Source organism: Capnocytophaga cynodegmi DSM 19736 (genome assembly GCF_000379185.1).
GTDB lineage: Bacteria > Bacteroidota > Bacteroidia > Flavobacteriales > Flavobacteriaceae > Capnocytophaga > Capnocytophaga cynodegmi.
This window is the reverse complement of record NZ_KB900736.1, coordinates 66,580-86,604: the sequence shown is the minus strand read 5'-3', so window position 1 is coordinate 86,604 and position 20,025 is coordinate 66,580. Positions and strand designations below refer to the sequence as shown.

At 33.8% G+C, this 20,025-nt stretch carries 20 protein-coding genes and 1 tRNA gene; 14 read left to right on the top strand and 7 right to left on the bottom strand.

Translation table 11 applies throughout. The features are described 5' to 3' along the window. Positions 1-34 precede the first annotated feature (34 nt). Entirely contained in the window at positions 35-1,273 is a 1,239-nt protein-coding gene (locus YW9_RS0110375) for an MFS transporter (RefSeq protein WP_018280103.1), read from the bottom strand. 343 nt (positions 1,274-1,616) lie between these two features. Between YW9_RS0110375 and pfkA the strand changes: the two genes are divergently transcribed. From pfkA to YW9_RS0110320, 11 genes are all read left to right on the top strand, one after another. Beyond that, a complete protein-coding gene (gene pfkA / locus YW9_RS0110370; protein WP_018280102.1) occupies positions 1,617-2,606 on the top strand; it encodes a 6-phosphofructokinase in 990 nt (329 codons plus the stop codon). Positions 2,607-2,694: 88 nt separating this feature from the next. Further along, positions 2,695-3,168 carry a DinB family protein gene (locus YW9_RS0110365; protein ID WP_018280101.1) on the top strand — a complete coding sequence of 158 codons (474 nt, stop codon included), beginning with the start codon at positions 2,695-2,697 and terminating at the stop codon, positions 3,166-3,168. Between the two features lie 110 nt (positions 3,169-3,278). Beyond that, positions 3,279-4,280 (top strand): type I glyceraldehyde-3-phosphate dehydrogenase, encoded by a 1,002-nt coding sequence (gap, locus tag YW9_RS0110360; protein ID WP_013997127.1) that lies wholly within the window; start codon positions 3,279-3,281, stop codon positions 4,278-4,280. Between the two features lie 69 nt (positions 4,281-4,349). Next, positions 4,350-5,201: an N-acetylglucosamine kinase-like protein gene (locus YW9_RS0110355; protein WP_018280100.1), complete on the top strand. Its 852-nt coding sequence runs from the start codon at positions 4,350-4,352 to the stop codon at positions 5,199-5,201. A gap of 119 nt (positions 5,202-5,320) precedes the next feature. Beyond that, positions 5,321-6,085: a C40 family peptidase gene (locus YW9_RS0110350; RefSeq protein WP_026193977.1), complete on the top strand. Its 765-nt coding sequence runs from the start codon at positions 5,321-5,323 to the stop codon at positions 6,083-6,085. A 13-nt stretch (positions 6,086-6,098) separates the two neighbouring features. Beyond that, entirely contained in the window at positions 6,099-6,449 is a 351-nt protein-coding gene (gene arsC, locus YW9_RS0110345; protein WP_018280098.1) for an arsenate reductase (glutaredoxin), read from the top strand. A 63-nt stretch (positions 6,450-6,512) separates the two neighbouring features. Next, on the top strand, positions 6,513-7,352 hold the full coding sequence (locus tag YW9_RS0110340; protein WP_018280097.1) for an outer membrane beta-barrel protein: 840 nt from the start codon (positions 6,513-6,515) through the stop codon (positions 7,350-7,352). A gap of 115 nt (positions 7,353-7,467) precedes the next feature. Beyond that, positions 7,468-8,169, top strand: a complete 702-nt coding sequence (dapB, locus tag YW9_RS0110335) for a 4-hydroxy-tetrahydrodipicolinate reductase (RefSeq protein WP_018280096.1) — start codon at positions 7,468-7,470, stop codon at positions 8,167-8,169. 26 nt (positions 8,170-8,195) lie between these two features. Further along, positions 8,196-9,020 (top strand): Cof-type HAD-IIB family hydrolase, encoded by an 825-nt coding sequence (locus YW9_RS0110330; protein ID WP_018280095.1) that lies wholly within the window; start codon positions 8,196-8,198, stop codon positions 9,018-9,020. A gap of 33 nt (positions 9,021-9,053) precedes the next feature. Next, on the top strand, positions 9,054-10,304 hold the full coding sequence (locus YW9_RS0110325) for an ABC transporter permease (RefSeq protein WP_018280094.1): 1,251 nt from the start codon (positions 9,054-9,056) through the stop codon (positions 10,302-10,304). Further along, positions 10,297-10,686: a thiol-disulfide oxidoreductase DCC family protein gene (locus tag YW9_RS0110320; RefSeq protein WP_040354130.1), complete on the top strand. Its 390-nt coding sequence runs from the start codon at positions 10,297-10,299 to the stop codon at positions 10,684-10,686. Before YW9_RS0110325 ends, YW9_RS0110320 begins: the two co-directional genes overlap by 8 nt. Before the next feature lie 98 nt (positions 10,687-10,784). On the opposite strand, the gene YW9_RS0110315 is transcribed toward YW9_RS0110320, so the two are convergent. The 3 genes from YW9_RS0110315 to YW9_RS0110305 all read right to left on the bottom strand — a co-directional run bounded on the left by YW9_RS0110315 (position 10,785) and on the right by YW9_RS0110305 (position 13,916). Next, on the bottom strand, positions 10,785-11,138 hold the full coding sequence (locus tag YW9_RS0110315) for a heavy-metal-associated domain-containing protein (protein ID WP_018280092.1): 354 nt from the start codon (positions 11,136-11,138) through the stop codon (positions 10,785-10,787). 17 nt (positions 11,139-11,155) lie between these two features. After that, positions 11,156-13,411: a TonB-dependent receptor gene (locus tag YW9_RS0110310; protein WP_018280091.1), complete on the bottom strand. Its 2,256-nt coding sequence runs from the start codon at positions 13,409-13,411 to the stop codon at positions 11,156-11,158. 91 nt (positions 13,412-13,502) lie between these two features. Continuing rightward, positions 13,503-13,916, bottom strand: coding sequence for an HYC_CC_PP family protein (locus YW9_RS0110305; RefSeq protein WP_018280090.1), 414 nt, complete (start codon positions 13,914-13,916; stop codon positions 13,503-13,505). Positions 13,917-14,081: 165 nt separating this feature from the next. Here YW9_RS0110305 and YW9_RS0110300 point away from each other — a divergent pair, with 165 nt between their 5' ends. The 3 genes from YW9_RS0110300 to YW9_RS0110290 are packed head-to-tail and all read left to right on the top strand — an operon-like array spanning position 14,082 to position 17,598. Next, positions 14,082-15,275 (top strand): alanine dehydrogenase, encoded by a 1,194-nt coding sequence (locus YW9_RS0110300; protein WP_018280089.1) that lies wholly within the window; start codon positions 14,082-14,084, stop codon positions 15,273-15,275. Between the two features lie 53 nt (positions 15,276-15,328). Beyond that, the gene (locus tag YW9_RS0110295) at positions 15,329-15,682 is read left to right on the top strand and encodes a hypothetical protein (RefSeq protein ID WP_026193975.1); all 354 of its coding nucleotides are present in this window, start codon (positions 15,329-15,331) and stop codon (positions 15,680-15,682) included. A 17-nt stretch (positions 15,683-15,699) separates the two neighbouring features. Then, complete coding sequence (locus tag YW9_RS0110290; RefSeq protein ID WP_018280087.1) at positions 15,700-17,598, top strand: RecQ family ATP-dependent DNA helicase; 1,899 nt, start codon at positions 15,700-15,702, stop codon at positions 17,596-17,598. Positions 17,599-17,644: 46 nt separating this feature from the next. Here YW9_RS0110290 and YW9_RS0110285 read toward each other — a convergent pair. From YW9_RS0110285 to YW9_RS0110275, 3 genes are all read right to left on the bottom strand, one after another. Beyond that, positions 17,645-17,717, bottom strand: a tRNA-Gly gene (locus YW9_RS0110285). A gap of 133 nt (positions 17,718-17,850) precedes the next feature. Beyond that, a complete protein-coding gene (locus YW9_RS0110280) occupies positions 17,851-19,065 on the bottom strand; it encodes a bifunctional folylpolyglutamate synthase/dihydrofolate synthase (protein ID WP_026193974.1) in 1,215 nt (404 codons plus the stop codon). A gap of 108 nt (positions 19,066-19,173) precedes the next feature. Next, entirely contained in the window at positions 19,174-20,025 is an 852-nt protein-coding gene (locus YW9_RS0110275; RefSeq protein ID WP_018280085.1) for an energy transducer TonB family protein, read from the bottom strand.

Genomic DNA, 20,025 nt, shown 5'->3' with positions numbered 1-20,025 from the left:
CATCGGTTTTTTACTTGTAGATGTAAAAATCAAACTATTTTTTACCAACTTTATGTCCTGCCATACCATAATATAGTATAAATACAAAACAAGGTAGACAAAGCCAATAAGCATTTTGCATTCCGTAACTATCTTTTAGCCATCCGAAAATAAGCGGAAGCACAGCACCCCCAGCAATCGCCATAGTTAAAAGAGAAGCTCCTGTTTTGGTGAATTTACCCAATCCGTCCATAGCCAAAGGCCAGATGGCAGGCCACATTAGTGAGCAACCCAAAGCCATAAATGAAATAAAGTAAATTGAGTATTCAGCTGGAGCGAGTCCAACTGCTATTGTACCAAAAATAGCCAATAAAGAGCAAATTTTAAGTGCCGCAGACTGGGAAATATATTTCGGAATAAATAAAGCACCACAAATGTAACCAATAATCATTCCGATAGAAGGAATAAAAGCCGCCACTTTAGCGATTTCAATTCCAAATAATGAAGCCACCTTAACTCCGCTTTCTTCGATATCTTTTGCATAATCTACCATAGTTGCTAAAGAAATGGTTTCAACTCCCACATAGAAGAATAAAGCTAAAACTCCTAAAAGCAAATATGGAAAATCAAGGATTGAGTTCTTTCCACTACCTTCGCTAAGGTTGCTTTCAGTAGAATCTTCATCTTCTCCAGCTGCTTTTACCTCAGGAAGCGGAGCCATTAGTGAAACAACTCCTAAAAGCAAAAATACTCCAACGATAATGTAGAAAGGTAATTGCAAGTCAGCTGGAGTTACGTTTTCAATACTTTTTCCAATAACAAAAGCCAAGAAAAGAGGTGCAATAGGCCAAGCCAATTTATTACAAATTCCCATTATACTGATGCGTTTTGCGGCACTTTCAATAGGTCCTAAAATTGTTGTATACGGATTTACTGAAGCTTGTAGATAAGCGTTGGCAGCACCACTAACAAAAGAGGCTAATAAAAAGATATAAAAGTTAGTTGCTGTGGCAAAAATTCCAAAAGCAATGGCAAAGAGCAAAAATGAAAAAGCCATTGTTTTTTTATAACCGATTTTTTTAATCAACATCGAAGCAGGATATCCAAAAATTAAAAATGGAATAAAAGTAGCAGCTAAAAGCATATAACTTCCTGCAGATGAAATATCTAAAGTTCCTTTTAAAACAGGAATCAGATATGAATTAATCCCCAAAGCAAACCCAATGGAGAAAAACATCAGCCCGATGAATGCCAACGGAACTAAAAAACTTTTTGAAGATTCGTTTGTTTGCATATTAAATTATTTTAATTGGTTATGAACAATATTTAAAATTCAGCTGACCAAATTAATACTTTTTTATTGATGGAAAAAGTAATTCAGTATAAAAATGTATTCAGAAAATAAGGATTTATTTTTAAGTTGTTTATAATTAGTTGTTTATGAAGTTTATGGATTGTATTTTATGTTTTGAAAGAAGAGAAATTTCGATATGATTCAAATAAGATACTTAACTCCTTAATTGTGTTGTAATTACTAAACTCTTGTATGTGTTCAAGTGAAAAAAGTGAAAAAAGTGGGTTTATTTCAAAAAAAAAATTGTAATTTTACCTCGCAAAAAAAATAATGTATATATTAAATGTCAGAGAAAAAGATTAAGAAAATAGCAGTTTTAACCTCTGGTGGTGATGCTCCAGGAATGAACGCCGCCATACGTGCAGTGGTTCGTACGTGTGCATTTCACAATGTTGCCGTTTTGGGGGTGTATCGTGGTTATCAAGGAATGATTGAAGAAGATTTTATAGAATTGAATGCTCGTAGCGTTCGTGATACTATTAATAAAGGAGGAACTTTCTTGAAATCAGCACGTTCTAAGGATTTCCGTACTAAAGAAGGTCGCCAAAAAGCTTACGAAAATCTTAAAAAACACAATGTAGATGCCTTGGTCGTTATCGGTGGAGATGGTTCATTTACAGGGGCTTTGCTTTTTAACCAAGAGCATAATTTTCCAGTGATGGGAATTCCTGGAACTATTGATAATGATATTTATGGAACAAGCCATACCTTAGGTTACGATACCGCACTTAATACAGCGGTAGAAGCTATTGACAAAATCCGAGATACAGCAAGTTCTCACAACCGAATGTTTTTCATTGAGGTTATGGGACGTGACGCTGGATTCATCGCACTAAATACGGGTATTGGAGGCGGAGCAGAGCGTATCCTTATTCCAGAGGAAGATACACCTATTGAAGAACTTTTGCAAGATATTGAAGAAGGACACGCTAAAGGAAAAACTTCTAACATCATCGTGGTTGCTGAAGGAGATAAAACGGGTAAAAATATTTTTGAATTGAAAGAATATGTTGAGAAAAAACACCCAGAGTACGACATTCGTGTAGCCATTTTAGGACATATGCAACGTGGTGGAGCTCCTTCTTGCTATGACCGTGTTCTTGCCAGTCGTATGGGAGTGAAAGCGGTAGAAACGCTTTTGGAAGGAAAATCGAACTATATGGTAGGAATCAACAATGATGTAATTGACTTGACTCCGCTCGAAAAAGCTATCAAAGGCGGAAGTAAGTTGGATATGGAACTTGTTCGTGTAGCAGAGATTATGAGTATTTAGTTTCTCGTAATTCAGAAGATTGTTTTTATGCAGAAATATCACACATTTAACGTAGATAATTAGGCAATAATTTTATTAGGATGTAAAAATGGTAGAGTTAGTTACAAAACGAGAATGGTTAGACAATTGGCAAATAAATCGCCAATTAACTCGCAAGGTGATTGAGGCTTTTCCTGAGAAGGAATTGTTTGAATTTTCCGTTGGTGGGATGCGTCCGTTTTCAAAAATAGTTGATGAATTGATCTATCTTGGTGTTATTGCTATTAGACAATTTTCTGAAAATGAAATAATTACTTTTGAAAATCACGATAATTATGCTGGAAAAACCAAAGCCGAGATTTTGTCAAATTGGGATAAACTTACCGAACAAATTAATACATTTTTTGCCAATACTTCTTTAGAGCGTTTTCGTGAAGAGTTTAACGTGTTTGGAATGTTTAACTATCCAATTATTCATAATTTAGATTACCTTTTGCAAAACGAAATTCATCACAGAGGTCAAGGATATGTTTACTTGCGAGCATTGGGCATTGAACCACCAGCGTTTTATAGTGAATTTTAATTAAAACAATAGAATTTAATAAGGAATTTCAAAATTTAAAAAAATATAAAGATTGTAACATAAAAAGCTAATTGCTAAAAATAATTTAATAACAAATAAAAGAGATAATTATGTCAACATTAAAAATTGGAATCAACGGATTCGGACGTATCGGGCGTCTTGTGTTTAGAGCGGTTTACGAAAGACCAAATGTAGAAATCGTAGGGATTAACGACCTTCAAGACGTAGAATACATCGCTTATCTTTTAAAATATGATTCAGTTCACGGAACTTTCAAAGGAAACGTAGAAGTAAAAGACGGAAACTTGGTAGTTGACGGAAAAGTGGTTCGTATCACTGCTGAAAAAGACCCAGCAAACTTGAAATGGAATGAAGTTGGAGCTACTGTAGTTGCTGAATGTACAGGTATTTTTACTACATTGGAAAAAGCTCAAGCTCACATCAATGCAGGTGCTAAAAAAGTAGTTATTTCTGCTCCTTCTGCTGATGCTCCAATGTTCGTAATGGGAGTTAACCACAAATCAGTAAAACCAACTGACAACATCGTTTCTAACGCTTCTTGTACAACAAACTGTTTGGCTCCTATCGCTAAAGTTATCAACGATGCTTTCGGAATTGAAGAGGCTTTGATGACAACAGTTCACGCTACAACAGCTACGCAATTAACTGTTGATGGTCCTTCTAAAAAAGACTGGAGAGGTGGTCGTTCAGCACTTATCAACATCATTCCTTCATCAACAGGAGCTGCTAAAGCGGTAGGAAAAGTTATTCCTGAATTGAACGGAAAATTAACAGGTATGGCGTTCCGCGTTCCAACAGCTGACGTTTCAGTAGTGGATTTAACAGTTCGTACTAAAAAACCAACTTCATTGGCTGAAATTAATGCTGCTATGAAAAAAGCTTCAGAAGGTGAATTGAAAGGAATCTTAGGATATACTGACGAATTAGTTGTTTCTCAGGACTTTGTAGGCTGCAAAAAAACATCTATCTATGATGAAAAAGCAGGTATTGCATTGAGCGACACTTTCTTCAAAGTAGTTTCTTGGTACGATAACGAAGCTGGATACTCTAACAAATTGGTTGATTTGGCAGAGCACGTAGCTTCTTTATAATAAAAAAATAAGGCTGTTCGTTTTTTTCGGATAGCCTTTTTAAGTGTTTAACTTAATTACATTAAGATTATGATTTTAATTGTTGATAGTGGAGCTACTAAAGCGGATTGGACAGCTTTGGACAATAACGGAGAGAAACTATTTGTTACACAGACCTTAGGATTAAATCCTGAAGTAATTGATGAAGAGGTTTTTGTAGAACGTGTTACCACTAATAAGGAACTTGCTGAAAATAAAAATACTGTTTCGGAGATTTATTTCTATGGGGCTGGTTGCGGTACTGAACGTATGTGGACTTTTGTAGAGCGTACTCTAAAATCTATTTTCAGAAATGCAAAAATAGATGTGAAAGAAGACACCTTTGCTGCGGTTTATGCTACCACTAATCCTTCCGATAAAGCTATCGTTTGTATTTTAGGAACTGGTGCTAATTGTTCTTATTGGAATGGTGAGAAACTAATTCAAGCGGTTGATTCTCTTGGATATATAATGATGGATGAATCCAGTGGAAATTTCTACGGGAAAAAATTAATCAATGATTATTTCTTCAAAAAAATGCCAAAAGATTTGGCTGAAAAATTTGAGAAGGAATATGATTTGAATTCTGATGTTATTAAAAATCATTTATACAAATTACCTAACCCAAATAGTTATTTAGCTACTTTCGCAAGATTCGCCGTAGAGAACAAGGAGCATAAATATTGTCGTCAGATTATAGAAAACGGAATACAACTATTTGTTGACCACTGGATTACACAATACGAAGCCAGATATGAAGTGCCAATCAATTTTGTAGGAAGTATCGCTTTCTATTTGCAAGATATTCTGAAAGAGGTTCTTACAAAAAATAATTTGAAGTTAGGAATAGTTTTACGTAAGCCAATTGATGGATTAGTTGCGTTCCACGTTAAGAATAGATAATACCATAAAAGTCAGGATTTTTTCAAAAATGATATAAAAACACCTGATTTTAAAAATTTTGAATAAAAAATAAGGAATTATATTTGTTTATGTTCCTTATTTTTTATTTTTGCAACATAATGAGTATGAAAATATTATATACGCCTTACGGAATATGCCATTTAAGTGTGGTTCCTGTTCGCTTAGAGCCTTTTGAAAGTACTGAGATGATAACGCAATTGCTTTTTGGTGAATTATTGCAAGTGATTGAAAAGCAAGAAAATTGGAGTTTTGTTCGAATAATTTTTGATGGAACGGAAGGATGGGTTTTGAATAATCAGTTTACAGAAATATCTGATAAAGAATATCGTAAAGTTCTCAAAAAGAAAGACAAATACGCACATCGTTTGATGACTAAATTGCGGTTAAAAAACGCAGAGAATTCATTCTTGTATGTTCCTAAGGGAGCCACTTTTTCATACAACTATTTGTTAAATGCTTCACAATCAACACAGAAACCCTCTGGTGTGGGTGTCATCTCAACAGCATTTGAGTATTTGAACGTTCCCTATCTTTTGGGAGGAAGGACGCCTTTTGGTATTGATGCATCGGGTTTTGTTCAAATGGTTTATAAGTTGAACGGAATCAATTTGTTACGAACTCCAGAAAAACAATCCAAACAAGGGGAATTAGTAGGATTCATCGAAGAAACAATTCCTGGTGACTTAGCTTTTTTTGATGATGAAGAAGGAAATATCACGCACGTTGGAATTCTGTTGGGAGATAATCAAATCATACATTCTTACGGAAAAGTCCGTGTTGATAAATTAGATCATATAGGAATTTTTAATTCTGAAATTAGAAATTATACACATAAATTACGTTTGATGTGTAGAATACTTTAAAATATTTATCAAAATGATAAAAATGTATCATAATCCAAGATGTTCAAAATCTCGTTGCGGTTTAGATTTGCTTAAGGAATCAGAAAAAGAATATGAAATTGTGGATTATATGAAAAATCCACCGAAAAAGGAGGAAATTGTTGAGATTTTAGCAAAACTAAAAATTTCTCCATTAGAACTAGTTCGAAAAAATGAATCCATTTGGAAAGAAAATTTTAAAGATAAAACATTAACCGATGAGGAAATTATTCAATTAATGGCAGATTATCCTCGACTTATTGAAAGACCAATAGTTATTGTTGGAGATAAAGCTGTTATTGGAAGACCAACAGAAAAAATATATGAGTTGTTAAGTGTTTTTTAAGAAATCTGTTTGGAAATTTCATTATTTTTTATACGTTTGCAAAAACGTATAAACATTTAAATAATGAAAAGAAATTTTTTATTGGCTGTAGCTGTGATTTTTGGAACGGCAGTTTACGGGCAAGCGTATGTTTCAGTAAGTGGTGGCTACGGATTTGAAGCTCACAAGAAAAAGATTGGAGAACAAGTAGCATTGACGGGAGTTGCATCGGATTTAGAAGGAAGTTTTGGTGTTGGGTTTCAAACACAATTAAGGGGAGGTTACTTCTTCAATAAGAGACTAGGTGCAGAATTGGCAGTTGGTTATTTGCACGGAAAATCAATCACAACCTCAAAAACTCCTGTTTCTGAGTCAATTTCTAAGTCAAATGTATTCGGAGCATCATTATCGGCTGTGTTCAATGTTACTGAAAATATTTATTTACGTGCAGGAGGAGTTACCAAAGTGGGAGGCTCATCAAAGATTAATACAGATATAGATTTGACTCCGTTTTCTATGCCAGCAAAGGCTACAGTGACTTCAAAAACAAGTGGAAAAATGCCTTTTGGATTTATTGGCGGACTGGGTTATAAATTCAAATTAACTGAAAAACTTTCTTTCTTTGTTGAAGGTGAGTATATTAACATAAATGTTGCCCCAGATAAATTGAAATTGGATAATTTTAACGGAACATTCGGAGGAAAAAACGTTTCATCAAAAGAATTTTTAGGGAATGTGAATACTACAATAGAAAGATTATCAGGTTCTCCTTCTCCTGAGCATAAGGCACTTGTGGAGAAAGCTAAACCTTTAGTAACCAAGCTTTCTACGTTATTGCAAGAAGATGAAGTTTCAGTAGCAAATCAAGATAAGTCACCTTATTCTTCATTAGGATTCAATTTTGGTTTGATCTTTCATTTCTAAGATTTTGAAAATAATATATCAAAAAGAGGTTTTTCTTAAAAAGAACCTCTTTTTTTGATTTTTACGGGTGAGTAATGTATATTTGTAGCTGGATTTAAAATAAAATAACTTACAGATGAAAATAGCCTTACTTGGGTACGGGAAAATGGGAAAAACCATAGAGAAATTAGCTTTAGAACGTGGTCACGAGATAGTTCTAAAAATAGATGATTCAAAAACCTCTTATGATATTTCTGTTGCTGATGTTGCAATTGAATTTAGTACTCCTGATAGTGCTTTTGCTAATATTGTGAGTTGTGTTCAAAAGCAAGTTCCTGTGGTTGTTGGAACTACGGGGTGGTTGAAGAATTATGAAAGGGCAGTGGAGATTTGTAAGGAATATCGGGGAGCGTTTTTGTATGCTTCCAATTTTAGTATAGGGGTAAATGTGTTTTTTGCTTTGAATAAGAAATTAGCGAAATTGATGGCTCCCTTGAAAAATTATGATGTTTCAATAGGAGAAATCCATCATACACAGAAATTAGATGCTCCAAGTGGTACAGCAATTACCTTAGCTGAAGGAATTATTCAAAATTCTGATAAAACAGCTTGGAAATTAGGACAGGCAGGAACAACTGAAATATCCATTGAAGCTAAACGTATTGAAAACGTGCCAGGTACGCATATCATAACTTATGAGAGTCAGGTAGATACCATTGAGATTAAGCATACAGCTCACAGCCGTGAAGGGTTTGCTTTGGGAGCCATTTTGGCGGCTGAATGGATTTTGGGCAAAGAGGGTGTATTTTCAATGACGGATGTTTTGGGAATAGATTGATTTTAGTTGATTATAAATGATTGATAATGAATTGTAAAATTATTTTTTCAGATATAGATGGAACACTTTTGAATGGGGAACGAACTCTTTCGGAGGCAACTATTTCAGAAGTTAAAAAAGTAAAAGATAAAATACCTTTTGTTTTGGTTTCTTCACGTATGCCTAAGCAAATGAGCTATTTACAAAAAATGTTAGATACGCTTCATCTTCCGGTTATTGCATATAACGGAGCTTTGGTATTAGACCAAGAAAAAGTATTACATTCAACAGAAATAAATCTCGAACTAATTGAAAAAATAATATCATATAATGAAGAGAGGTTTGATGGCAAAATTCATATAAGTTTGTATCACAATGATTTGTGGTTTGTTCCGGAATATGACTTCTGGGCGATGCGTGAGGAAAACAATACAAAAGCAAAACCAGAGGTCCTTTCCAATAGAGAAGTGCTTGTGGAATGGAGAAAACAAAATATTGGAGCTCATAAATTAATGCTTATGGGAGACCAACGCCTGATTGAACAAATGTTTGCCTATTTGAATGATAATTTTTCTGAAAAATTACATATCTACCGAGCTAAGGACACGTATATTGAGATTGCAGACATAAAAGTTTCAAAATTAACAGGAATTAATGTACTTCTGAACCAAAAATACAACTATACCTTGAAAGAAGCAATGGCTTTTGGTGATAATTACAATGATATGGAGATGATTCAAGGTGTTGGTTATGGAATTGCAGTTGCAAATGCTCGTGAGGAAGTGAAAAAAGTAGCTTACGGACTTACATTTCACCATAAAGAAGATGGTGTAGCAAAGTATTTATTCTCTTTTTTCAAAGATATTTTATAACTATTTTGAATTTAAAAATAAAATTCGCACAAAATGTCTATTCGATTTGTTGTAATACGCGAAAATATAAGAATTGCTATTGAGTCTATCAAGAGTCAGTTGTTACGTACTATTCTGACAATCCTGATTATAGCAATTGGTATTACTGCTTTGGTAGGAATTTTGAGTGTGATTACAGCTTTGAGAAATACTCTTGAGGGAAATTTTTCACAGATGGGAGCAAACACATTTTCAATTTCAAGATACGAATTTGAACAACGGGCTCAAGGTAGTGGTGCCAAAGAGAAAATAAATCCGTTAATTACTTACCAAGATGCACTGATGTTCAAAAAAGAATTGGACAATCCGTTTGCTAAAACAAGTATTTCTATTTTCTCTGCTTCGGGAGTGGAAGTGAAGTATGAAAACCAAAAAACTGACCCTTTGGTCAATATACTTGGAGTTGATGAAAATTATGTAACTAATTCAGGATTAGAACTTGAAGCAGGAAGAGACCTTACTACTTTGGATATTGAAAATAATGCCAATGTTTGCATCATTGGTGCTGATTTTCAGAAAACTCTTTTGAAAGATATCAATCCTATTGGAAAAGTAATTTCAGTTCGTGGGCATAAGTTTACTATCGTTGGCGTTTTGAAATCAAAAGGTTCAACCTTTGGTAATTATGAAGATTTGCAAATACTTCTACCATTGGGGATTGCACGTTCCTCTTTTACAACTCAAGTGCCTAATTATCAGATAAAAGTGCGGGTAAGTGACCAACAGAAAATAGACGCAGTTATGGATGATGCTATTTTGGTAATGCGTAATATCCGAAGCCTTAGACCTTTAGATGAGAATAATTTTGGAGTGGAACGCAGTGATGATTTACTACATCGTATTGCGAATATTACTGGTGGAATTGCTATTGCAGGTTTTGTAATTGGGTTGATAACTATTTTGGGTTCATCAATTGCATTGCTTAACATTATGTTAGTCTCTGTAACAGAACGCACTAAGGAAATTGGAATACGAAAAGCCTTAGGTGCTCACAGAAAGGCAATTACGATGCAATTTTTTACCGAAACAATAATAATCGCTCAATTAGGAGCTGTTTCTGGCATTGTTTTAGGAATAAGTTTGGGATATTTTATATCAAAAATGGCTAAATTTGAGTTTACAATTCCTTGGATGATAATTTTTGTAGCCATTTTAATAGCTCTTGTAGTTTCTATAATTTCTGGTTTGTATCCAGCTATAAAAGCCTCAAAATTAGACCCTGTTGAAGCCTTACGCTATGAATGATTCAATCCTTATTTTCGACGGAGATTGTATGTTCTGCAATCGAATGGCTTATTTTTTAGCAAAAGCAGACAAAAAAGATTACTTCAAATTTGTATCCAGCATTTCAGAAAAAGGAAAACAAATTATAGAGGAGAATAACTTGCAAGAAATGGTTGATAAAACAGTGATTGTGAGAGTAGAAGAGAAATTCTATTTTAAATCACAAGCGGTATATCATTTTCTGAAAATAAGTAAAACATTTCCTATTTTTCGTTTTTTGATTTGGATATTTCCTACATTTCTGACAGATTTCTTTTATGATATCATTGCCAGAAATCGAAAAGAAATTATCAAAAGTAAGTGTCCAGTTCCAAAACCTGAAATTAGAAGGAAGTTTTTATAAATGATTGTAAAGAAATAATGTTTAGAATAAAAAAACTCAGAAGATAGAAATTCGTTTTCAAATCTTCTGAGTTTTTCATTTATTTTATTAGAAAAGAGTTATTTTTTTTCTGGTAGTCGTTCATACAAACAACAGTGATGCAAATTCTCGTATGTTTTATTATCTGCACGTTCCTCCCCAGCATCGTGACCTATTTTAGCAATAGCTTTTTGAACATCTTTTACTGAACATTTGCGTTCATCAATAATCACTTGAATATTTCCGCTTTCCACGTTCCAAACGGCACTTTTTACGCCTTTAATAGAATAAGCAGCCTTTTCGATACGTTTTTTACACATTTCGCAATTTCCTCCAACGGCAAATTCAGCTTTTTTATTTTTGTTAGGTTTTTCTTGAGCGGCAATTAGTCCAACAGAACAAAATATTGCCATTAAAATTAAAAACTTTTTCATTTTATTTGGTGTTTATGTTAATTATTTTTCCAATTTCTTATTTTAAAACGTAATCCAGCGTAGTACATTTGCCCAAAAGTAGGAGCATATAGCATTGTGCTGTCAAAATATGTACCAAAAGGGTTATTGGCAGACAAGATTCCGTTTTCCTGCTTATAATTTCCTATGTTTTCTCCTCCTATATATATTTCAAATTGATGAGAAAAAGCTCTGGTTATTTGAAAATTCATTGTAGCAAATGACGGAGCATACTCGCCCAAACGATATTGCTCTGGATTGTTTTTGGTTGAAGGAAGTCGTTGCCTGCCAAGCCAATTGAATGTAAAGTCAAACTTCCAATGAGTGTGATTCTTTTCAAAAGTTTCGTATGCTATGTTCGCAAAAAATCGATGTTTGGGTGTTAAGGCTTTTTCTAATTTTCCTGCTGTAAACTGCGTTTGAACATCATAGTATTTGTAGGCAGTTTTTAAATCCAAACCTCTGAGAGGAGAAATACTGAATTCAGCTTGAAAAGAATTGGCAAAACTTTCTCCTTGCAAATCATAAAATAGAACTTGTTGTGCAGAATTATCTAAGTCTATAACTGATTGATTTTCAAAATGAGTTCTATAAAAGTCAAGACTAACTTCTGCATTTTTATTAAATATTTTGAATGATTGCAGAAAGCTTCCTCCGTAATTCCACGCTATTTCAGGATTCAAACCATATAATTTTCCGCCATTTCCAAGTATTGAAATTTCTCGATTCGAAGCAAAAAACTGTTGATTTTCAGCAAAAATATTAGCAGCTCGTTTTCCTCTTCCTGCAGAAGCTCTAATAACTGCATTTTTCCAAGGATTGTAGCGTAAATGCAAACGTGGAGTTATGAAATTCCCCAAATTATTGTGAGTATCAGCGCGAATACCAGCTACCAAACTAAAATTATCTAAATTGTCATATGTATATTCAAAAAAAGCACCGATAGATTTATCTGTACGCGAAAAATTGGCTTTTAAATTGCTTGATACCAATTCATTAAAGTCATCGTAAACAAAATTAATTCCTGTAGCGAATTTATTTTTTGTATTGGTAATAATCGAATTATAGATTAGATTTGAGTAAAAACTTTTTTGATGTATATCATACTGATTCAGACCAAAATATGAATTCTGTTTGTGCCAATGAAAAGCATTTTGTAATCCAATACTTTTGTGAGGCTCGTCGGGAAAAGCATAACCAACCTTATTTGCAATACCAATTCTTTCGGAATTTATTTCACTTCCCCAAGCATTTTTAGAAAGCTTATCCGTTACAGGATTAAATTTCATTTCTCCTGCTTGTCGGTTATCTTTCATATAATTTAAGTTCAGAAATCCAACCCAACCCTTCTCACTATCAATAAATTGCCAACGATTTAGTAAGTTTATTTGATTACCTTTTGGGTGGTCAATAAATCCGTCTTTATTATGGTCACTTTTTGTATTCAAAACATTTCCGTGAGCAAAAAATGTAGAACTCAGTTTGTCAGAAAATTTTTGATTTAAATGAGCGTTAATCTCCATACGACTATCCTGTGAACCAAATATATTAAGGAAGAAAGGAATATCAGTGGCAGGTTTTAAAATCTCGTAATTAATTTGTCCTGAGATACTTTCATATCCATTTATAACACTTCCTGCACCTTTGGTAATTTGGATACTTTCAATCCACGTACCAGGAACAAACATCATTCCGTAGGCTTGTGAGGCACCTCGAATTGTTGGGATATTTTCTTCAGCCATCAGGATATATGGACTTGTAAGCCCTAACATCTTGATTTGCTTATTTCCTGTAACTGCGTCAGAAAAATTTACGTCAATCGACGGATTTGTAGAAAAACTTTCTGAAAGATTGCAACAAGCAGCCTTTAGTAGTTCTTTGCTACTCATTATCTGCAGGTTAGCTACCTGATATTTTGACCGAACTGTAGCTGCTCTATTGTGTGATACAACAACCTCTTCCAAATTGTTCTCTGGTTTCAATTGGACCATCAAATCCGATTGAGAATTTACATTTATAGTCTGCGATTTAAATCCTACGTGACTGAAAACAAGGGATTTTGAATGTTCTGTGTTTTTTATTGTAAAGTTTCCGTTTTCATCAGTAGATACTCCAATAGAAGTTCCTTTCCAATGAACATTGGCACCCAAAAGAGGTTCTTTGTTTTCATCAATAACTCTTCCGCTTGTATATTTTTGAGAGAAAAGTAGAAAAGGGAATAAGAATATTCCAATTATAAAAAAGTATTTATTCATTTATTGTCAGTATTTTATGTTATAATTTTTATGTAAAATGTTTAAGGCTCTCTAACTTAGAATGCCTAAAAAAATAGTTACTAAAAATTAATTACGCATAAAATATAAGCTGACAAAATAATTCGTACAGAGGAGGAGCATTTAAATCAACATAAAAAGCAGGAACATTTCTGTTTGATTTTAAAATGCTTATATTCTTGAAATTGTACGAATTTTCAGGTAAGGCAAAGGTGAAAAAACTTAACTGAAATGTTTTATAGGAAAGCGTATCATCCGATTTAGAAGATTCAAAGGTTTGATCATCACAACAATCGGAATGGTCATTGTTCGATTCGCAACAACCTCCAACTAAATCGCAAGAATCGTTTTCTTGCTCTGAAATGATTTCGTAAGTAAATGAAATAGAAGCTAATTCGTCTTTACAATAATGGAAAGACAATGCCCATCCTGAATTTGAAAACAAGATGAGAATTATCAGTAATATGTGTGTAAATTTTCGAATCATTGGGGCAAAAGTAATGATTTATTTGTTATAAAACTGTTAAAAATATAAATTTAATTATGTCTTTGATGTAAGTAGTTGTCAATTAGATATTTTTTGATTATTTTACTGCAACTTTCTTGTATTTTTGTACATTGCTTTTTACTTTTGTGTTTTTAATAGAAGTTTATGGCACCACTATCCACCATCTCAAAGTTTTTGCCACAGGAAGAACGATTGGCAGTAGCTAACAGACAGATATCTCTAAAAATAGGTTTACCCAAAGAAAGCACATTTCAGGAAAAGCGTATCTGTCTGGCCCCTGACGATGTTGCTGTTTTGGTGGCAAACGGGCATCAAATTTTGGTTGAATCGGGTGCGGGTGAAAATGCTAATTTTTCTGACAGAGATTATAGTGAGGTGGGAGCAGAAATTATATATGATACAGAACAAGTATTTTCTTGTCCCATAGTGTTAAAAGTTGAGCCACCAACAAAAACAGAAATAAATTATCTCCGTCCAAAATCAGTTTTGATTTCAGCTTTGCAGATAAAAACTCAAACAAAAGAATATTTTGAGGCTTTGTCCAAAAAACAAATTACAGCTTTAGCTTTTGAATATATTCAAGATGAAGAAGGTAATTTTCCAGTGCTTCAGTCTGTTAGTGAAATTGTTGGAACAGCTTCAATATTAATAGCTTCGGAGTTGATAGCCAATGTTTCGAATGGAGGAGGAGGTTTTCTCTTCGGGAATATTACAGGGGTGCCTCCCATTGAGGTCGTTTTTTTAGGGGCAAATGATATAACCAAATCAGCTGTTAAATCAGCAATAGGTTTGGGAGCAAAAGTAAAAGTGTTCGATAGTTCCTTAGCAAATTTGCGAGAATTGAAGCAATCGTTAAACGACTCGATTTTTACATCTACTTTGCAACCTAAAATTTTAAAAAAAGCCTTGATGCGTTGTAATGTACTGATTGGGGCGATGCGGGGCGAGAGCCGTTCTCCTATCGTTGTTAGTGAAGATATGGTTCAGTTGATGAAAAAAGGTTCAGTAATAGTGGATGCCAGTATAGATACGGGAGGATGTATTGAAACAAGCCGAATAACCACTTTGGCAAATCCTACCTTTGTGAAACATAACGTGGTACATTATTGCGTTCCAAACATTGCTTCACGTTACGCTCGAACTTCATCATTTACTCTGAGCAATATTTTAATGCCTTTTATATTGAAAGTAGGAGAGGAGGGAGGAATTGAGAATATTCTGCACGCAGACAAAGGCTTAAGAAACGGATTGTATTTCTATCACGGAATTCTGACGGATAGTACTGTTTCTGAGTGGTTTGGATTACCTTACAAACCAATTAATTTATTATTTATTTAAAAACCAATCAATAAGAAGTTTTTTATCGGTTGGAAATGTTAAAAAAAGTTGAAATGTCAATACTAAAAAGAATTGGATATTATTCTATTGGGCTTTCTATCGGAATTGTAATTGTTGCTTTTTTTTTCAAAAAGAAAGAAACAGAGACTTTTTGTTATTTTCCTAATTGCAGAGTTTTGAAAGATTTACGTTCCAAAACAATGGAAATTTCTCCTGAAATTATCGCTACTAAAGGGGAATTAACCAAAATTTTTACAGATGGTAATGTGCTTTTTAACAAAAGTAATGTAAAGGCAGAGCCGTGTAAAGTTTATGTTGTTGAAGGAGATTTAAAGGGGAAAAAAGTAGAGGTGATTGTTGAGAATTGTAAAGAAAAAGTTTTTGTTAAAAGGATAGAAATCCAATAATTTCTTTTTTTGAAAATATGAAAAATCCTCTTGAAATACTCAAAAAATATTGGGGATATGACTCCTTTCGATATCCTCAAGATGCTATAATCCAGTCTGTTTTGGAAGGGAATGACGTTTTAGCTCTAATGCCAACAGGAGGAGGTAAGTCCATTGCTTTTCAGGTACCAGCTTTGGTAAAGGAAGGAATTTGTATTGTTGTTTCTCCTCTGATAGCATTGATGACAGACCAAGTTGAAAACTTGAAAAGTAAAGGTATTAAAGCCCTATCAATTGCTGGTGGAATCTCATATGAGGACTTGGAAAGATTGCTAAATAACGCTATTTGTGGTGATTATAAATTTCTGTATTTATCTCCCGAACGTTTGCAACAAGAGGTTGTTCAGAATTTCATTAAATCAATGAATGTTAATTTGATAGCAATTGATGAGGCTCATTGTGTTTCCCATTGGGGAAAAGATTTCCGTCCCGCTTATCTGAAATGTAAATGGTTGAAAGAACAGTTTCCTAAAGTTCCATTGTTGGCTTTAACTGCTTCGGCAACACTGAAGGTGCAGAACGATATTCTTCAGCAATTAACCATTGAAAAGGCAACAATTATTTCCACTTCTTTAAAGCGTCCTAATATTGCCTATATGACTTTCAAAACTGATAGTAAATGGCAACGATTAGAGCAGATTCTGAAGAAAAATAAAGGAACTTCGATTGTTTATGTTCGTAGCAGAAATGGAACAATCCGGATGGCAGAATATTTGCAAGAACGAGGTATTTCGGCAACTTTTTTTCACGGAGGGCTATCTTCTGAAGAAAAGAACAAAAAATTGAGTATGTGGCTACTAAATGATATTCAAGTGATGGTTGCTACAAATGCCTTTGGTATGGGAATTGATAAGCCCGATGTCCGAACGGTTATTCATTGGGAAATTCCAACGACTATTGAAGATTATTTTCAGGAAGCAGGAAGAACTGGACGTGATGGAGAGAAGTCATATGCTGTTTTGCTCTATAATAATTCAGACTTGCAAAGTGCTAAAAATCAACTTACGGAACAAATCGTCGATGTTTCGTATTTGAAATTCTTGTATGCTAAATTAAATGTTTATTTTCAGATTGCTTACGGAGAAGGAGAAGAAATTTCTTTCCGATTTCAATTTTCCGACTTTTGTAAGCGATACAATTTACAATTTCAAAAAGCATATAATGGATTATCTTTACTTGACAGATTATCAGTTATTTCACTGAGTCAAAATTTTCATCATAAGATTACATTGCGTTTTCTTCCCTCAAGTGTAGAGGTAATTAACTATTTGAAAGGTCAAGCAGAATTAAAGGATATTGTTTTCTACTTATTGAGGAATTTCCCTGGGATTTACGAACAAACTATTCCTATAAAAATTGAAAGAATAGCCCAAAAAACAGGAATGGAAATCTCAAAAATTATAGCTCAATTTGAAAAATTACAAAAAGACGGGATAATAGAATATACCAACGAAAATACCGATGCTGAAATAATTTTTAAAGTTCCACGCGATGACGACAGAACCATCAACACAGTTGCTAAAAATTTGAAAGAATATAATGCGAATAAGATTGATATGCAAGAAGCTATGTTCCGTTATATCGAAAATTCAAATGAATGTAAAAGTATTCAGTTGTTAAGGTATTTTGGTGAAAAGGAAATGAATCCTTGCGGTATTTGTTCTGTTTGTATTTCTAAAAAACAAAAAATAAAAATAAATAGTGAGGAGTTAAGACAAAGAATTTTGGATTTATTAAAGGGGCAAAGTTTGTCTTCCAATGAATTGCTCTTACATTTAGATTTTGAGGAAAAAGATATTTTGGAAGAGTTGTACAACTTATTGGAGATGAATAAAGTGTACATTAACCATTACAATCAATATGTTTTGTTAAAATAATATATTTAAAAATAAAAAAGCAACCTTATTTAGGTTGCTTTTTTTGAGCGGGAGACGAGGTTCGAACTCGCGACATTCAGCTTGGAAGGCTGACGCTCTACCAACTGAGCTACTCCCGCCTATCCTTTGTTTTACGAGTGCAAATATAATGCAATTCATATTAAAGTTCCAAATATTTTTTCACTTTTTTTTGATAAAATTTTATGTTAAAATGTAAGTGATTTATATTTAGTGTTTTATCTTGATAAAAAATTAAACAATTTCTGCAACAACGAAAGTACTTCCTCCTACAAAAATGAAATCTTCTGGTTTCGCATTTTCCTTTGCTGCTTCCAATGCGTTTTTTACGGAGTTGTAAGCCTTTCCGCTTATACCTTTTTTAGTGGCAATTTCGTATAAAACTTGTACATCTAACCCACGTGGAATGTTCGGTTTACAGAAATAATATGTTGCATTTTTAGGAAACATATCAAGTGCGGAGTTCACGTCTTTGTCTTTTGCAAAACCTAAAACGATATGGAGTTTTTCAAAGGATTGTTGAGAAATTTGCTCAATAACGTATGATAATCCAGCCTCATTGTGTCCTGTGTCGCAAACTATTTTAGGTTTTTCGGAAAGAGTTTGCCAACGCCCCCTTAGCCCCGTGTTTTTTACTACATTCAGTAGCCCAGTTTTGATGTCATTATCAGAGATTTCCCAAAAATTATTTTTCAAAAAATCTAAAACTGCAATAACTCCTTTTATATTTTTTTCTTGATAAATTCCTTGTAAATCAGTTTTTAAAACAGTTGAAATAGAGGAAGCAAAAATAATAGGAGCATTTTCTTCTTTGGCTTTTTTTATAAAAATAGGAGCAGTTAATTCATTATATTCACTAATAACTATAGGCGTATTTTTTTTTATAATTCCTGATTTTTCGGTAGCTATTTCTGGTAAAGTATTCCCTAAAATATCCATATGGTCTTTCGATATGTTCGTGATTAAGGATACCTCAGGATTTATAATATTTGTAGAATCAAATCTCCCACCCAATCCAACTTCAATAACGGCAATGTCTACCTGTTCTTTTGCAAAATAATCAAAAGCCAACCCAACTGTCATCTCAAAAAAAGACAAATGATTTTCTTCAAAGAAAGATTTGTGTTTTTCTATGAATGAAATCACATCACTTTCAGGTATTTCGATGCCATTTATTTTGATACGTTCTCTGAAATCCTTAAGGTGAGGTGATGTGTACAAGCCCACTTTATATCCTGCTTGTTGTAAAACAGATGCTAACATATGGCTTGATGAGCCTTTTCCGTTAGTACCAGCGATATGTAGTGATTTGAATTTCTTTTCAGGGTGATTTAGTATGGAGGTAAGTGCTTGAATATTATCCAATTTATGGTTTAATGCTTTCCTGCCTTGGTTTTGAAACATAGGCAAACGATTAAACATCCACGAGAGTGTTTCTTGATAGTCCAATTTTATTCAGTTAATAAGGTTGATATAAGAAAAGATAATTTAAGAAAACCTATTTTGAAATTCTTAAATTATCTTCATTTTTTTAAAATAGTTTCACTTTGCGTAAAATTATTCTCCTAATTTAAAGTTAATTACAATAAATCCGATTTGTCGTGAAGGAGCCTTTGAATCAGCATTCCATTTGTGTTTGAAGGCTGTTTTTCGGGCTGCTTCTAATAAACAAGCTTCCCTGCTTGTAGAGCCTCTCACACCAGGAGTAGCCTTTACTACATTTCCATTTTGGTCAACTTCAATTTGAACGACTACTGTTCCTGATTCATTACAATCTTGCAGAACTTTCCCTTCTGCTTCTATGTTTCGTCCTTTAAGTCCCCAGCCTTTGCCTCCTGTTCCCGAACCTCCAGAACCGTAATAACTACTTGCGTAAGGATCACCATCAGGGCTACCTTTGTAACCAGCAACATTGTCATCACCTTGCCCTCCAGAGGAGTTTCCGTTTGCATTAGCAGCTCCTAAAATACTTGATAAAGCATCAGTTGTTTCTTTTGATGGCTTGGGATCTTCTTTTGGCTTTTCAGTCGGTTGCTTATTAGGAGTTTTTTCTGATTTTTCCTTTTTGGGAGTTTCCTTCTGTTTTTCTTTCTTTTTTGGCTCGTTAGGAACAGCAATTTCTTCTTCATTGTCCTGAGCCAAAAGATTTTCTTTGACACTTTCAGAAGTACTTTCCTCTGGTTTTGACGTTTCCTCAGAACGTGATGGTTGTGGTTTTGAAGCACTTGGAGGAGGAGACTTTTCGCCCATTCCCTGTACATCAACACCAAAAACGACATCAACACCGCTTTCAGGAGGAGGGTCAAGATATTTCATTCCCGCAAAAAATAGCAAAATCACGATAAGCCCCATTATAGTGGTAGTGATAGCTAATGATTTACGTTTATGTTCTGTGTCAATTAAACTCAT

What these genes read in the sequence shown, in the direction of transcription:
- YW9_RS0110315 (WP_018280092.1), bottom strand. Translation starts at nt 11,138, where the DNA reads ATGAAAAAGTTTTTAATTTTAATGGCAATATTTTGTTCTGTTGGACTA.
- YW9_RS0110300 (WP_018280089.1), top strand. Translation starts at nt 14,082, where the DNA reads ATGGCACCACTATCCACCATCTCAAAGTTTTTGCCACAGGAAGAACGA.
- YW9_RS0110320 (WP_040354130.1), top strand. Translation starts at nt 10,297, where the DNA reads ATGAATGATTCAATCCTTATTTTCGACGGAGATTGTATGTTCTGCAAT.
- gap (WP_013997127.1), top strand. Translation starts at nt 3,279, where the DNA reads ATGTCAACATTAAAAATTGGAATCAACGGATTCGGACGTATCGGGCGT.
- YW9_RS0110295 (WP_026193975.1), top strand. Translation starts at nt 15,329, where the DNA reads ATGTCAATACTAAAAAGAATTGGATATTATTCTATTGGGCTTTCTATC.
- YW9_RS0110350 (WP_026193977.1), top strand. Translation starts at nt 5,321, where the DNA reads ATGAGTATGAAAATATTATATACGCCTTACGGAATATGCCATTTAAGT.
- YW9_RS0110330 (WP_018280095.1), top strand. Translation starts at nt 8,196, where the DNA reads ATGAATTGTAAAATTATTTTTTCAGATATAGATGGAACACTTTTGAAT.
- YW9_RS0110275 (WP_018280085.1), bottom strand. Translation starts at nt 20,025, where the DNA reads ATGAGTTTAATTGACACAGAACATAAACGTAAATCATTAGCTATCACT.
- YW9_RS0110290 (WP_018280087.1), top strand. Translation starts at nt 15,700, where the DNA reads ATGAAAAATCCTCTTGAAATACTCAAAAAATATTGGGGATATGACTCC.
- YW9_RS0110325 (WP_018280094.1), top strand. Translation starts at nt 9,054, where the DNA reads ATGTCTATTCGATTTGTTGTAATACGCGAAAATATAAGAATTGCTATT.
- YW9_RS0110310 (WP_018280091.1), bottom strand. Translation starts at nt 13,411, where the DNA reads ATGAATAAATACTTTTTTATAATTGGAATATTCTTATTCCCTTTTCTA.
- YW9_RS0110305 (WP_018280090.1), bottom strand. Translation starts at nt 13,916, where the DNA reads ATGATTCGAAAATTTACACACATATTACTGATAATTCTCATCTTGTTT.
- dapB (WP_018280096.1), top strand. Translation starts at nt 7,468, where the DNA reads ATGAAAATAGCCTTACTTGGGTACGGGAAAATGGGAAAAACCATAGAG.
- YW9_RS0110340 (WP_018280097.1), top strand. Translation starts at nt 6,513, where the DNA reads ATGAAAAGAAATTTTTTATTGGCTGTAGCTGTGATTTTTGGAACGGCA.
- pfkA (WP_018280102.1), top strand. Translation starts at nt 1,617, where the DNA reads ATGTCAGAGAAAAAGATTAAGAAAATAGCAGTTTTAACCTCTGGTGGT.
- YW9_RS0110365 (WP_018280101.1), top strand. Translation starts at nt 2,695, where the DNA reads ATGGTAGAGTTAGTTACAAAACGAGAATGGTTAGACAATTGGCAAATA.
- YW9_RS0110375 (WP_018280103.1), bottom strand. Translation starts at nt 1,273, where the DNA reads ATGCAAACAAACGAATCTTCAAAAAGTTTTTTAGTTCCGTTGGCATTC.
- arsC (WP_018280098.1), top strand. Translation starts at nt 6,099, where the DNA reads ATGATAAAAATGTATCATAATCCAAGATGTTCAAAATCTCGTTGCGGT.
- YW9_RS0110355 (WP_018280100.1), top strand. Translation starts at nt 4,350, where the DNA reads ATGATTTTAATTGTTGATAGTGGAGCTACTAAAGCGGATTGGACAGCT.